Here is a 12936-nt window from a genome sequence, read left to right as displayed (position 1 = left end):
CGGTATCACAGACGGAGGGCCTGCGAGGCCATCTCCGTGCCGCGCAGCCGTGCCTCGATCTTGGCGAAGGCGACCTCGCGTGAGGTGGACGTGTCGTCGGCGAACGGCGAGAAGCCGCAGTCGTCGCACGTGCCGAGCTGATCGGCCGGGATGTACCGGGCCGCCAGCAGGACCCTGTCGCGGACCTCTTCGGGCGTCTCGACCCTGGGATCGATCGGGTCGGTGACGCCGACGAACACCCGCACGCCGGGACGCAGCTGTTCCGCGACGCCCCGCAGCACGCGCTCGGGATCGGCCTCGCCGGCGAGCTGGAGGTAGAAGTTGCCGACCTTCAGCCGGAACAGCTTGGGCAGGAGCCCCGCGTAGTCGACGTCGAGGCTGTGCGTGGAGTCCTGGTCGCCTCCCGGACAGGTGTGCACCCCCAGGCGCGCCCGCTCCGCCTCCGTGAACCGGCCCAGCACCTCGTTGTTGAGCGCGACGAAGTCGTCGAGCAGCGCACCCGCCGGGTCGAGTTTGAGGGACAGCCGCCCCTCGGTGAAGTCCAGTTGGACGCTGTGCGCGCCCGCCTCCAGACAGCCTCGGATGTCCCGCTCGGCCTCGTCGGCGAGGTCGCGCAGGAAGGCGTCCCGGGTGTAGCCGTCGAGGTGTGTCTCGGGGTAGAGCAGGCTCAGCGCGGAGGGGGCGATGACCGCCTGCTTGACCGGGCGGTCGGTGTGCCGCTTCGCGCCGCGCACGTACGTCTCCGCCCTGACCCCGTACCGGAACGGTCCCGACTCCAGGCGGGGCAGCCGGCGGACGTGGCCGTCCGCGAAGGGGATAACGGCCCCGTCCGCGTGCAGGTTGTCCAGGCCGGTGAGCGGGTACGCGATGAAGGCCGGCTTGGACTGCTCGCCGTCCACCACGACGGGGCAGCCCAGTTGCTCCAGCCTGGCGATGGTGTCGGCGGTGGCCTGCTCCTGCAGAGCGGCCAGGTCCGCGGCGCTCAGCCGCCCCGCGGAGTGCTCGGCGAGGGCGGTCTGGAGGGAACGGGGGCGGGGGATGCTGCCGATGGGCTCGGTGGGAATGGTCATGCCCCGGACGCTAGCGATCCGGCCGGAGCGCACGCGGTCGTCACTCCGGCGTTCCGCCACGTGACATCCGGGTCGGAACCGGAGCGGGGTGGATCAGTCGCAGGTCAGAGCGGTCGCCGGATGGTGAAACGTCGGCCGGGGACCACCGGGAGCCGTATCGGGTTCCACCGCACCGGTGAGCTGTCGCGGGAACACCGGATTGACCGCGCGGAGATGGTCACACCGCCCGGCCTCTCCACAGCCGCCACGGCACACCCACCTCCCGGAGTCGGCCGTGCCCGCTCCGCCGGACAGGGAGGTTCTCCGCCGTGTGCTCGGGGCCTGACCAGCACGGCGGTCAGCAGCCGGCCACGTCCACATCACGCCACGTCCCCATAGTGGGCGCCCGCACTCCGGCGCCCGGAACTATGGTGTCCCACCACATACGACGCTGACCTGCGCGTTTCTACGGTGTGGCGACACGGAAACGTCCCCGGCAACCGCCAGGAAGTGGTGCACATGTCCTCCCCCGCAAGCGCTCCACCAGCGCCCTCCAGCCTCAAGCGCATCGTCGCCGCGAGCCTGATCGGCACGACGATCGAGTGGTACGACTTCTTCCTCTACGGATCCGCCGCCGCGCTCGTGTTCAACAAGCTGTTCTTCCCCGACTCCGATCCGCTCGTCGGCACCCTGCTGTCGTTCCTGACATATGCCGTCGGGTTCGCGGCGCGGCCGCTCGGGGCGTTGGTGTTCGGGCATTACGGGGACCGGCTCGGGCGCAAGAAGCTGCTGGTGCTCAGTCTGCTGCTGATGGGCGGGGCCACGTTCGCCATCGGGCTGCTGCCGACGCACGCCACCATCGGGAGCGCCGCACCGGTGCTGCTCACGGTGTTGCGGCTGGTTCAGGGGTTCGCGCTGGGCGGTGAGTGGGGCGGGGCCGTGCTGCTCGTGTCGGAGCACGGGGACGCGCGGCGCCGGGGATTCTGGGCGTCGTGGCCGCAGACCGGTGCGCCGGCCGGGCAGTTGCTGGCGACCGGGGTGCTGGCGGCGCTGACGGCGCTGCTCTCGGACGCCGCCTTCACCTCGTGGGGCTGGCGCGTCCCGTTCCTGCTGTCCGGGGTGCTGGTGCTGGTCGGGCTGTGGATCCGGCTCTCCGTCGACGAGTCCCCCGTCTTCAAGGCCGCGCTGGCACGCGCCGAGGCACGCAGGGGCGATGCGGGGCAGGTCGAGAAGATGCCTCTGGTGGCCGTCCTCCGGCACCACTGGCGCGATGTGCTGATCGCGATGGGCGCCCGGATGGCGGAGAACATCAGCTACTACGTGATCACCGCCTTCATCCTCGTCTACGTGACCACGTCCGCCGGGCTCAGCAAGCAGTCGGCGCTCAACGCCGTGCTGATCGCCTCCGCCGTGCACTTCGCCGTGATCCCCCTCTGGGGAGCGCTGTCCGACCGCGTCGGACGGCGGCCCGTCTACCTGATCGGCGCGATCGGCGTCGGGGCGTGGATGTTCCCGTTCTTCGCGCTGATCGACACCAGGAGCTTCGGGAACCTGCTCCTCGCGGTGACCGTGGGGCTCGTGCTGCACGGGGCGATGTACGCACCGCAGGCGGCCTTCTTCTCGGAGATGTTCGCGACCCGGATGCGGTACTCGGGCGCCTCCATCGGGGCCCAGTTCTCCTCCGTGGCGGCCGGGGCGCCCGCACCGCTCATCGCGACCGCGCTGCTCGCCGACTACGGCAGCTCGACGCCGATCGCGCTGTACGTCATCGCGGCCGCGCTGCTCACCGTCGTGGCGATCGCCTGCGCCCGGGAGACCCGCAACCGGGATCTGTCCGATGTGGGTGACGAGCCCGTCTCCCGTGGGGACGCGGTGCGTGACGAGGACCGTGTGCGAGCGCGCTGAACGCGCGCGGGGACGGGAACGGCCGGCTCCTGCCGGCCGTTTCCGTCGTCCAGCGGCTCTCGCCGTGCGGCCCGTCCGGCTCGTCAGGACCGGTCGGCCGTCCGGCTCGTCGGGGCCGGTCGGCCGGTCGGCTCGTTCGCGGTCAGTGGGCGACCGCTGCCGACAGGGCGTGCAGCCGCAGGGCGAGTTGCACCTCCAGGGAGCGGGCGGGCGACTGCCAGTCGTCGCCGAGGAGCCTGCCTATCCGTTCCAGCCGCTGGGCCACCGTGTTGACGTGGACGTGCAGCAGGTCCTTGGTGCGCGCGGGGCTCATCCCGCTGGCGAAGTACGCGTCGAGGGTACGGACCAGATCGGTGCCGCGACGCCGGTCGTACGCGACGACCTGGCCGATCGTGCGGTCGACGAACCCGTCGATGTCGCGGGTGTCGGCGAGCAGCAGCCCGAGGAAGCCGAGGTCCTGCGCGGCGGCGCCGTCGCCCGCGCGGCCCAGCAGGCGCAGCGCCTCCAGGCAGCGGCGGGCCTCCGCGTACGCCGGGGCTATGGCGCCCGGCCGCGCCGCCGGCGCGTCGACGGGGGCCGAGGCGCCGACGGTCACCGGCTCGTTGAGGGCGCCGCCCAGGTGGCGCGCGGCCTGGCGGGCCAGGTCGGCGGCCGTGTCGCCGGGGCCGAGCGGCAGGAGCAGGACGGTTCCCCCGTCCCGGGCGGAGGCGAGGCCGTTGCGGGTGGCCGCCAGGTGGGACGCGGCCGACCAGAGGCGCTGCCGGTCGGCGCTCGCCCGGTCGGCGTCGCCGTCACGGGCGGAGGCGTCGCGCGCCGAACCGTCCCGTGCGGGGCCGTCCCGGTCCGGCGCGTCGTGCGCGGGGGCGTCGTGCGCGGGGCGGTCGACGCGGGCGGCGAGCACCACGTGCGGGGCGTCGAAGTCGGTACGGAGCCGGGCGGCGCGCTCCTTCAGGGGGCGCCGGTCGCGGTGCGGCGCGTCGAGCAGGTCGTCCAGCAGCTCGCCCCGTACGCGCTGTTCCGCCTCGCCTGCCGAGCGGCGCGCGAGCAGCAGCAGGGATGTGACCATGGCGGCGCGCTCCAAGGTCCGCCGGTCCACGGGGTCGAGCGCCGCGTGGCCGCGCAGGACGAGGGCGCCGAACACCTCACCGCCCGCCGAGACGGCGGCGACCCAGTCGTCGCCCTCCCGTACCGCGTGCCCGTCCATGTGCGCGGGCGCCACCGGCGTCTCCGTGAACTCGACGGTTCCGCCGAGGATTTCGGAGAGGGCTGCCGCCACGTCGTGGACGCCGCCGCCGCGCAGGACGAGTTCGGTGAGCCGGTCGTGGACGTCCGACGCCCGTTCGATGAGGCCGCTGTGGGCGCGGATGATGTCGTTGGCCCGTTCCAGCTCGGACAGCGCGGATCTGGTCTCCGCCAGCAGGTTGGCGGTGTCGATGGCGACGGCGGCGTGCGCGGCGAAGGAGCCCAGGAGGGCGACCTGTTCGCGTTCGAAGACCCGGGCGCGGCGGTCGGCGGCGAACAGCACACCGATGACCTGGCTGCCCAGCATGAGGGGGACGCCGAGGATCGCGACGAGGCCCTCGTCCCGTACACCGGAGTCGATGGCGCGCGTGTGCTGGAACCTGTCGTCGTCGAAGTAGCTGTCGGTGACGTACGGCCGGGCGGTCTGGGCGACGAGGCCGCCGAGACCCTCGCCCATGCCGAGGCGCAGTTGCTGGAACCGGGCCGATACGGAGCCCTCGGTGACCCGCATGTAGGTGTCGCCTGCGACCGGGTCGTTCAGGCTCAGATACGCGACCTCGGTGCCGAGCAGTGAGCGGGCGCGCTGCACGATCGCCCGCAGCACCGCGTCGAGGTCGCGCAGCCCCGCCAGGTCGTGGGCGGTCGCGAAGAGCGCCGACAGCTCGGCCTCGCGGCGGCGCCGCCCCTCCAGTTCGGCGCGGACGCGCAGCGCGAGCTGCTTGGCGTGTTCGAGCGAGGCGAGCTCGTCGGGGTCCGCGCCGCCCGCTCGGGCGAGCAGCACGGGCCGGTCGTACGCCTCGACGGCCGCACCGCGCGCGAGAAGCTCCAGGTAGGGAGCCTGCTCGGGGCGGGCCGGGCGGTGGGCGGGCTGTTCTTCGGGCATGGTCACAGGGATACCTGTCGCACGGGTGATCGCACCAGCCCTGTGGAAAACCCCGGATCCCGGCGCGGCCGGGTCCTGGGCCGCCGGGTCCCGGGCCGCCGGGGCCCTGCGCCACCGGGGGTCAGTGCGCCGTCCAGCCGCCGTCGAGCGGGAGCGACACACCGGTGATGAAGGAGGCCTGCGGGCTGCAGAGGTAGGCGACGGCTTCGGCGACCTCCTCCGGCTCGACCAGGCGCTTGAGCGCCGAGTCCTTCAGCAGCACGTCGGTCAGGACGCGTTCGCGCGGGATGCCGTGGGCGGCCGCCTGGTCGGCGATCTGTGCCTCCACGAGGGGGGTCCGTACATATCCGGGGTTGACGCAGTTGGAGGTGACGCCGTGCGGGGCGCCTTCGAGTGCGGCGGTCTTGGACAAGCCCTCCAGGCCATGTTTGGCGGCCACATAGGCGGACTTGTAGGCAGAGGCGCGCAACCCATGCACGGAGGACAGATTGACGATTCGGCCCCAGCTCTGCGCGTACATGTGCGGCAGCGCGCCCCGGATCAGCCGGAACGGGGCCTCCAGCATGACGGTCAGGACGGTGTGGAAGACGTCCGGCGGGAACTCCTCGATGGGGCGGACCAGTTGCAGTCCGGCGTTGTTGACGAGGATGTCGGCACCGGCGGCCGCCTTCTCGGCGGCGTCGAGGTCGGTGAGGTCGAGCAGCCGCGGCCGCACCGCGCCGGGCAGTCCATGGGCCTGGTCCGCCAGGGCGGCGAGGCCGTCGGCCGCCCGGTCGACGGCCCTGACCTCGGCCCCGGCTGCGGCGAGCCGCAGCGCGCAGGCGCGGCCGATGCCCCCGGCGGCGCCGGTGACGAGCGCGGTACGGCCGCCGAGGTCGAGTGTGACGGAGTGCGGTGCGGAACCCGTGAGGGGCGTGGGCGCGGTCATGTTCCGCACCTTAAGGAGCACCGCTCCGTCCACCGATGTGGTTCCGACCCATACTTCAGCTTGAGTGAGTGGTGGCGAACCATGTGGGTGCGTCGGTCTGGGCTTGCTTGATCCGGAACAGCTGACGGTCGTTGAGCGGCGGCAGCGCGTCCACCGCGAACCAGCCGACCTCCGTCGCCTCGTCGTCGTTGACCCGCGCCTCCCCGCCCGTGGCGCGGCACCGGAAGGTGATGTCCACGTACTGGCACCGGTCGCCGTTGGCGTACGTGAGGGGTTCCGGGTCCGCCTCCACGAGCACCACCCGTTCGGGGACGCACTCGACCCCGGTCTCCTCGTTGGTCTCGCGCACGGCGGTCTCGGCGGGCTGCTCCCCCGGTTCGGCGATGCCCCCGCAGAGCGACCAGCGGCCGTTGTCGGACCGTCTCATCAGCAGCACGCGCTCCTGATCGTCGAAGACGACGGCGGTGACGCCCGGCAGGAGCAGCAGCTGATGGCCGGCTGAGGCCCGAACGGCCCGGATGAAGTCGGGAGTTGCCATACGACCGACCCTACTGGGTGACCGTGCCCGTCCCGGTCACCCCGCCCGTGCCCTCAGCCGCGTCCGTGTTCTCAGCCGCGTCCACTGCCCGTGTCTGCGGCCCGCTTCCGTCGTCCGGCAGCGGCGACCGCCCCGGCCCAGAGGAGGCCGCCCGCGGCCACCGCGACGAGGGCCGCCTCGGGCAGGGTGCCCATCCGGGTCGCGGGCGTCAGCGAGGAGCGCAGCGGCACCTCGGCGACGAGCGCGTCGGGGGTGAACAGCCGCGTCTGCTGGACGATCCTGCCGTCCGGAGCGATGATCGCGCTGACCCCGCTGGTGACGGGGACGACCACGGTGCGACTGTGCTCGACGGCCCGCACGCGGTCCATGGCGAGCTGCTGGTAGGTCATCTCGCTGCGCCCGAAGGTGGCGTTGTTGCTGGGTACGGAGATGAGCTGGGCGCCGTGGGTGACGGTGTCGCGGACGGCCCAGTCGAATGCCGCCTCGTAGCAGGTGGCCAGTCCGACGCGGGTGCCGGCGAGGTCGAACACGCCGATCTCCTTGCCGGGGCCGAAGTCCCGGCTGACCCGGTCGACGTCCTTGTTGAAGATCCGCACCAGGGGCCGCATCGGAATGTACTCGCCGAACGGCTGCACATGCCGCTTGTCGTACGTGGCGACGGGCCCGCGCTCCGGGTCCCACTGCACGAGGGTGTTGCGCAGGTTGCCGGTGTCGGGGGTCAGGACGGCGCCGACGACCGTGGGGACGCCGATGGCCCGCACGGCGTGGTCGATGACGGCCCGCGCGTCCTCGTTGCGGTACGGGTCGAGGTCGGAGGAGTTCTCCGGCCACAGGACGAAGTCGGGCCTGGCGACCCCGCCCGCCGCGACGTCGGCGGCGAGCTGCTCGGTACGGCGGGCGTGGTTGTCGAGGACGGCGCGGCGCTGGGCGTTGAAGTCGAGGCCGAGCCGGGGCACGTTGCCCTGGATGGCGGCGACGGTCGCGGTCCCGTCCTCGGGCGCGGTGGAGACGAGCGGCTGCGCCGCGAACGCGCCGGTCACCGGGACGAGCACGGACAGGGCGGCCGCGGCGAGGGGGCCTCGGGGCAGCGCACCCGTCGTGCGGCGGACGTGGGCGACGCGGACCGCCTCGTACAGGCCGAAGCCGCACAGGGCGACGGCGAAACCTAGGACGGGGGTGCCGCCGACGGCGGCGAGCGGCAGGAACACGCCGTCCGCCTGCCCGAACGCGATCTTGCCCCACGGGAAGCCGCCGAACGGGACACGCGCGCGTGCCGCCTCGCCGAGGATCCAGACGGCGGCGGCGAACACCGGCCAGGCGGGCAGCCGGGACACGGCGGCGATACCGAGGCAGGTGGCGGCGACGAAGAGCGCCTCGGCGGTGACGAGCGCCAGCCACGGCACCGGACCGACCTCCTCGCCCGTCCAGACGAGGAGCGGCAGCAGGAAGCCGAGCCCGGTCAGGAACCCGAGCCCGAAGCCCGCGCGCGGACGCCGGCCGCGCAGGGCCCAGCCGAGCAGGGCGAAGCCGGGCAGCGCGAGCCACCACAGGGGGCGGGGCGGGAAGCTCAGGAACAGCAGGACCCCGGCGAGGGCCGCCGCACCGGGCCGGACAGCCCGTCGCAGCGGGTGCCGGGGGTTCCTGGCCGGCGCTGCCTCGGGCCGGGTGGTCTCGACCGGTGTGGTGGAAGTGGCGCTCACCTCCCGGAGTCTACGGCGCGCCGCCCCGGGGAGGGGAGCCCGGCCTTCCGGCGGGCGGCGGCCCCGGCGGCGGCGCGGGCGCCGACGAGTTCCGCGTGGGCCTGCGCGCCGTCGCGGATGCGATGCCGGGGGTCACACACCGGTGCACCCCGGTGGCCGGGTCGCACCCCGGTGGCCGGGGTCGCACCCCGGTGGCCGGGGTCGCAGCTCGTGGCCGGGGTCGCACCTCGCCGGCCCGGGGTCGCGCTTCGGGGGCCATGGGGTCGCACCTCGCCGGCCCGGGGCCGCGCTTCGGGGCCACGGGGTCACACCTCGCCGGCCCGGGGGTCGCAGCTCGCCGCCCCGGGGTCGCACCTCGCCGGCCCGGGGTCGCACCTCGCCGGCCCGGGCGGGGACACCTCGATGGGCCGGGGGTCGCAGCTCGCCGCCCCGGGCGGGGACACCTCGGTGGGCCGGGGGTCAGACTTCGGTGGCCCAGGGGTCACAGCTCGGTGGCCTTCTCCACCTCCACGCTGCGCGGTCGCAGGCGTCGGCGGATCACCCTCACCGCCGTCTCCGCGTCGTCCACCGTCACGGTGAAGCTGCGGCCGTCCCCCAGGGTCAGGACCACGCCCTCCCCGCGCCGCACGACGACCGCCGTGCCCTTCTCGGGCCGCCAGCGGTAGCCCCAGCCTCCCCACTGGCAGGGGGTGACGCTCGGGGCGAAGTCGGCGCCGACCACGTGGTCCAGCGGGATCCGGCGGCGCGGCAGGCCCATGTGGCCGCAGCGCACTTCGAGGGCGTGCCGGTCGACCCTCATCTCGACGTGCACGAAGGCGAGGGTTCCGAAGATGATCAGGAGTCCGGCCGTCACACAGCCGATCACCGCCATGAGCAGTGCGGCCACCCCGGAGGTCCAGGCGTACTCGACGGCCAGCACGATCCCGAGGGCCACACAGGCGACACCGGCGGCGGCGAGGACCCACTGGACGCGGCTGGTGGCCCGTCCGGTCCAGATCTCGGGTTCGAAGTGCTCTGGTCCGGCGGGCGACCGCTGGTCACGCGGTGGCTCCCTCATACGTCGGAGCGTACCCAGCATCGGTCCGACGAGCCTTCCGCCCGTGGCGTACGGGGGTCGGCCACCCCTGGCGTACGGACTCCGCCCGCGGCTCGGAGCGCCGGGGACCCGCGGCTCAGAGCGCCGGGGACACGGCCTCCAGGAGGCGGCCCTCGGCGTAGGCGAGCGCGGCCGCCGGCAGCTCGGCGGGGCGGCCGCTGAGGAGCACGGTGAGCCCCTGGCCGGGGGGCACGGCCGGCACGGGGCGGGATCCGACCCGGCGCAGCGCCTGGGCAGCGACGGCGTCGGCGGACCCGTGGAGGACCGGCGGCGGTCCGCCGGCCGGGCGCAGGGCGGCCTGGATGCGTTCCGCGACGAGTTCGTAGTGGGTGCAGCCCAGGACGACGGCGGTGACGTCGGCCGGGGTGAGCGCGGCGGCCGCGGCGATGGCCTGGTCGATCCGGTCCTCGTCGGCGTACTGGACGGCGTCGGCCAGCCCCGGGCAGGGCACCTCGGTGACCTCGACGGAGTCCGCGAAGTCGCGGATCAGGCCCCGCTGGTACGGGCTGCCGGTGGTGATGGGCGTGGCCCAGATGGCGATGGGTCCGCCGCCCGCCGCGGCGGGCTTGATCGCCGGGACGGTGCCGATGACGGGGATGGCCGGCTCCAGCTCGGCCCGGAGCGCGGGCAGGGCGTGCACGGAGGCCGTGTTGCAGGCCACGATGAGCGCGTCGGGCCGGTGGGCGGCCGCGGCCCGCGCCACGGCGAGCGCGTGCTCGGCGACGTACTCCGGGGTGCGGGGGCCCCAGGGCATCCCGTCGGGGTCGGAGGAGAGGACCAGACCGGCGTCCGGCCGCAGCCGGCGCACCGCGGCGGCCGCCGCGAGGAGGCCGATTCCGGAGTCCATGAGCGCGATCTTCACCCGGTCACCCTAGCCGACAGACCCCGGGCGGCCGCCGATGTGGGGCAGACTGCGACGAATGAGCGTGCTCGCGTGGATCGCCCTGGGATCGTCGGCCGCCTGGCTGTGGCTGCTCCTGGGCCAAGGCTTCTTCTGGCGCACCGACCAGCGGCTCCCGCCGCGCCGGACGGAACCCGCGCGGTGGCCGTCCGTCGCGGTGGTGGTGCCCGCGAGGGACGAGGCGGCCGTCCTGCCGGCGAGCCTGCCGTCGCTGCTGGCGCAGGACTATCCGGGCGAGGCGGAGATCCTCCTCGTGGACGACGGCAGCGGGGACGGTACGGGGGAGGTGGCCCGTGCGCTGGCCGTACGGCACGGGGGTCTGCCGCTGTCGGTGTCGTCGCCCGGGGCGCCGGAGCCCGGGTGGACGGGGAAGCTGTGGGCACTGCGGCACGGGATGGGCCTGGCACGCGCGCGTGAGGGGGGCGCCCCGGAGTTCCTGCTGCTGACGGACGCGGACATCGCCCATGAGCCCGACAGCCTCCGCGCGCTGGTCGCGGCGGCCACGGCGAACGGCCTCGACCTGGTGTCGCAGATGGCGCGGCTGAGGGTGGCGAGCGGCTGGGAGCGGCTGGTCGTCCCGGCATTCGTCTACTTCTTCTGCCAGCTCTATCCGTTCCGCCGGATCAACAGGGACGGCGCGCGGACGACGGCGGCGGCGGGCGGGTGCGTGCTGCTGCGGACGGACATGGCGGTGCGGGCGCGGGTGCCCGACGCGATCCGGCAGGCGGTCATCGACGACGTGTCGCTGGCGCGGGCGGTGCGGCGCGCCGGGGGCCGGATCTGGCTGGGCCTCGCGGACCGGGTGGACAGCGTCCGGCCGTATCCGCGGCTGGCCGATCTGTGGCGGATGGTGTCGCGCAGCGCGTACGCCCAGCTGCGGCACAGCCCGCTGGTGCTGGCCGGGACGGTCGCCGGTCTGGCGCTGGTGTACCTGGCGCCGCCGGTGTGCCTGGTGGCGGGGATCGTCGGAGGGGACGCGCCGGCCGCGTGGGCGGGCGGCGCGGCGTGGGCGGTGATGGCGGGGACGTACCTGCCGATGCTCCGCTACTACCGGCAGTCCCCGTGGCTCGCCGTGCCGCTGCCGCTGACGGCGCTGCTGTACCTGCTGATGACGGTCGACTCGGCGGTGCAGCACGGGCGGGGGCGGGGCGCCGCCTGGAAGGGGCGTACGTACGCGCGGCCCCAGGCGGCGCCCGACCGCTGAGCGGCTACTTCCTGCCGGGCGTCCAGTTCATGCCCCACCCGTAGGCCTGGTCGACGGTGCGTTGCGGGCTGACCTCTCGGGAGGGGACGAGGTAGCGGGCCTCGCGCCGGATGACGAGGTCGCCGCCCTGGCGGGTGATCAGCGCGAGGGCGCAGACCGCGGAGGGGACGGTGCACTCGTCCAGGGAGAAGTCGATCGGGGCGCCGTGCTGGGGGCGCAGCGTGACGGTGGCGTGCAGATCGGCGAAGCTGCGGGCGCCCTCATAGATGGTGACGAAGATGAGGATGCGTCGGAAGAGGTTCTTGTGGTCGAGGTTGACGGTGAGGTTCTCGCCGTCGGCCGCGGCCCCGGTGCGGTCGTCGCCGTCCAGATGGATGTACGGCGGGTGGTGCAGTGCGCCGAAGGCGTTGCCGAGCGCCTGGACGACGCCCTTGCGGCCGTCGGTCAGCTCGTAGAGGGCGCACAGGTCGAGGTCGAGGTCGGCATGCCGGGCGACGGCGCGGCCGCGCTTGGAGCCCCAGCCGCGGAACTGCTTGCGCGACTGCCAGTTCAGGTTGACGCGCATGGCTCCGGATGTGCCGCCCTGCTTGGCGAGCGAGACGGCCGGGGCGTCCTTGGTGAGCGTCACCTTGGAGAGCCGCACGGGCGCGGGCGCCGGTGCCGGAGCCGGACCAGGGGCCGGAGCCGGACCGGGGGCCGCCCCGGGGGCCGGAGCCGGGGGCCACGGGGCCGGGCCCGGAGCCGGGGGCGCCACGCGGGTCGGGGGTGCCACGCGGGGAGGAGGCGTGACGTACGGAGGCGGCGACGGGGCGGGAGGCGGCGACGGGGCGGGAGGCGGCGACGGGGCGGGGGGCGGCGACGGGGCGGGGGGCGGCGCGGCGGAAGGCGGCGCCGCGCGGCGCGGTTCGTGCGCCGTGATGCCGAATTCCCTCGCGAGGCCCGCCAGTCCGCTGTCGTACCCCTGGCCGACCGCGCGGAACTTCCAGCGCCCCTGGCGCCGGTAGAGCTCGCCGAGGATGAAGGCGGTCTCGACGGTCGCGTCCCGGCTGTCGTACCGGGCGATCTCCGCGCCTCCCGCCGCTTCCACGACCCGTACGCACAGATCCGGCACCCGGCCGAAGGTGCCGCCGTCGGCCGACGCGGCGATGACGATCCGCTCGACGGACGCCTCCACGCGCGCGGTGTCCACGAGGAGGGTGTCGGTCACGAAGCCGCCCGACGGCTGCTTGCCGCCGTGCCGGACGGCGCCCGAGGGGTGCGCGGGCGCCCGGTCATGGACGAAGTCCGCGTCGGAGCGCACATTTCCCGACACGAGCAGTAGTGCCGAGGCATCGACGTCCGGCACACCAGGACCGGAACGCCATCCCAATTCGATGCGAAGATCACTTGTCGGTACCGGAACATTGGCGCCTTTAAGCATGGACATGCCCGCCCCCACCGTCTGCCGTACCGCGGCGACATTTATGTATGCGCCAACGTAATCCTCTTCC

The 12936-nt window shown here is 74.1% G+C and carries 10 protein-coding genes; 2 read left to right on the top strand and 8 right to left on the bottom strand.

What is annotated here, in order from left to right; all coding sequences use genetic code 11:
• Nucleotides 1-5: 5 nt before the first annotated feature.
• Nucleotides 6-1070, bottom strand: coding sequence for a cobalamin-independent methionine synthase II family protein (locus ACGF5U_RS15645; protein ID WP_392714563.1), 1065 nt, complete (start codon nucleotides 1068-1070; stop codon nucleotides 6-8).
• 498 nt (nucleotides 1071-1568) lie between these two features.
• Between ACGF5U_RS15645 and ACGF5U_RS15640 the strand changes: the two genes are divergently transcribed.
• A complete protein-coding gene (locus tag ACGF5U_RS15640) occupies nucleotides 1569-2954 on the top strand; it encodes an MFS transporter (RefSeq protein WP_392714562.1) in 1386 nt (461 codons plus the stop codon).
• 142 nt (nucleotides 2955-3096) lie between these two features.
• On the opposite strand, the gene ACGF5U_RS15635 is transcribed toward ACGF5U_RS15640, so the two are convergent.
• The 6 genes from ACGF5U_RS15635 to ACGF5U_RS15610 form a co-directional block, all read right to left on the bottom strand.
• Entirely contained in the window at nucleotides 3097-5079 is a 1983-nt protein-coding gene (locus ACGF5U_RS15635; protein WP_392714561.1) for a helix-turn-helix domain-containing protein, read from the bottom strand.
• Nucleotides 5080-5200: 121 nt separating this feature from the next.
• Nucleotides 5201-6007, bottom strand: a complete 807-nt coding sequence (locus ACGF5U_RS15630; RefSeq protein WP_392714560.1) for a 3-hydroxybutyrate dehydrogenase — start codon at nucleotides 6005-6007, stop codon at nucleotides 5201-5203.
• A gap of 55 nt (nucleotides 6008-6062) precedes the next feature.
• Complete coding sequence (locus ACGF5U_RS15625) at nucleotides 6063-6545, bottom strand: NUDIX domain-containing protein (RefSeq protein ID WP_392714559.1); 483 nt, start codon at nucleotides 6543-6545, stop codon at nucleotides 6063-6065.
• A 71-nt stretch (nucleotides 6546-6616) separates the two neighbouring features.
• Nucleotides 6617-8245, bottom strand: a complete 1629-nt coding sequence (gene lnt / locus ACGF5U_RS15620; protein ID WP_392714558.1) for an apolipoprotein N-acyltransferase — start codon at nucleotides 8243-8245, stop codon at nucleotides 6617-6619.
• Nucleotides 8246-8726: 481 nt separating this feature from the next.
• Nucleotides 8727-9302, bottom strand: coding sequence for a hypothetical protein (locus ACGF5U_RS15615; RefSeq protein WP_392714557.1), 576 nt, complete (start codon nucleotides 9300-9302; stop codon nucleotides 8727-8729).
• Between the two features lie 115 nt (nucleotides 9303-9417).
• The gene (locus ACGF5U_RS15610; RefSeq protein WP_392714556.1) at nucleotides 9418-10203 is read right to left on the bottom strand and encodes a glutamate racemase; all 786 of its coding nucleotides are present in this window, start codon (nucleotides 10201-10203) and stop codon (nucleotides 9418-9420) included.
• A gap of 58 nt (nucleotides 10204-10261) precedes the next feature.
• Between ACGF5U_RS15610 and ACGF5U_RS15605 the strand changes: the two genes are divergently transcribed.
• The gene (locus tag ACGF5U_RS15605; protein WP_392714555.1) at nucleotides 10262-11446 is read left to right on the top strand and encodes a glycosyltransferase; all 1185 of its coding nucleotides are present in this window, start codon (nucleotides 10262-10264) and stop codon (nucleotides 11444-11446) included.
• A 4-nt stretch (nucleotides 11447-11450) separates the two neighbouring features.
• Here the strand turns inward: ACGF5U_RS15605 and ACGF5U_RS15600 are convergent, their stop codons facing one another.
• A complete protein-coding gene (locus tag ACGF5U_RS15600; protein ID WP_392714716.1) occupies nucleotides 11451-12866 on the bottom strand; it encodes a TerD family protein in 1416 nt (471 codons plus the stop codon).
• Between the last annotated feature and the right edge of the window lie 70 nt (nucleotides 12867-12936).

This window comes from Streptomyces sp. NPDC047886 (genome assembly GCF_043204435.1).
In the GTDB taxonomy this organism is placed as follows: domain Bacteria; phylum Actinomycetota; class Actinomycetes; order Streptomycetales; family Streptomycetaceae; genus Streptomyces.
This window is presented reverse-complemented; position numbering and strand designations above follow the sequence as displayed.

Bases quoted from the DNA above. Each gene is read 5' to 3' on its own strand.
- ACGF5U_RS15625 (WP_392714559.1), bottom strand. From the start codon at position 6,545: ATGGCAACTCCCGACTTCATCCGGGCCGTTCGGGCCTCAGCCGGCCAT.
- ACGF5U_RS15640 (WP_392714562.1), top strand. From the start codon at position 1,569: ATGTCCTCCCCCGCAAGCGCTCCACCAGCGCCCTCCAGCCTCAAGCGC.
- ACGF5U_RS15605 (WP_392714555.1), top strand. From the start codon at position 10,262: ATGAGCGTGCTCGCGTGGATCGCCCTGGGATCGTCGGCCGCCTGGCTG.
- ACGF5U_RS15600 (WP_392714716.1), bottom strand. From the start codon at position 12,866: ATGCTTAAAGGCGCCAATGTTCCGGTACCGACAAGTGATCTTCGCATC.
- ACGF5U_RS15645 (WP_392714563.1), bottom strand. From the start codon at position 1,070: ATGACCATTCCCACCGAGCCCATCGGCAGCATCCCCCGCCCCCGTTCC.
- ACGF5U_RS15635 (WP_392714561.1), bottom strand. From the start codon at position 5,079: ATGCCCGAAGAACAGCCCGCCCACCGCCCGGCCCGCCCCGAGCAGGCT.
- ACGF5U_RS15615 (WP_392714557.1), bottom strand. From the start codon at position 9,302: ATGAGGGAGCCACCGCGTGACCAGCGGTCGCCCGCCGGACCAGAGCAC.
- ACGF5U_RS15630 (WP_392714560.1), bottom strand. From the start codon at position 6,007: ATGACCGCGCCCACGCCCCTCACGGGTTCCGCACCGCACTCCGTCACA.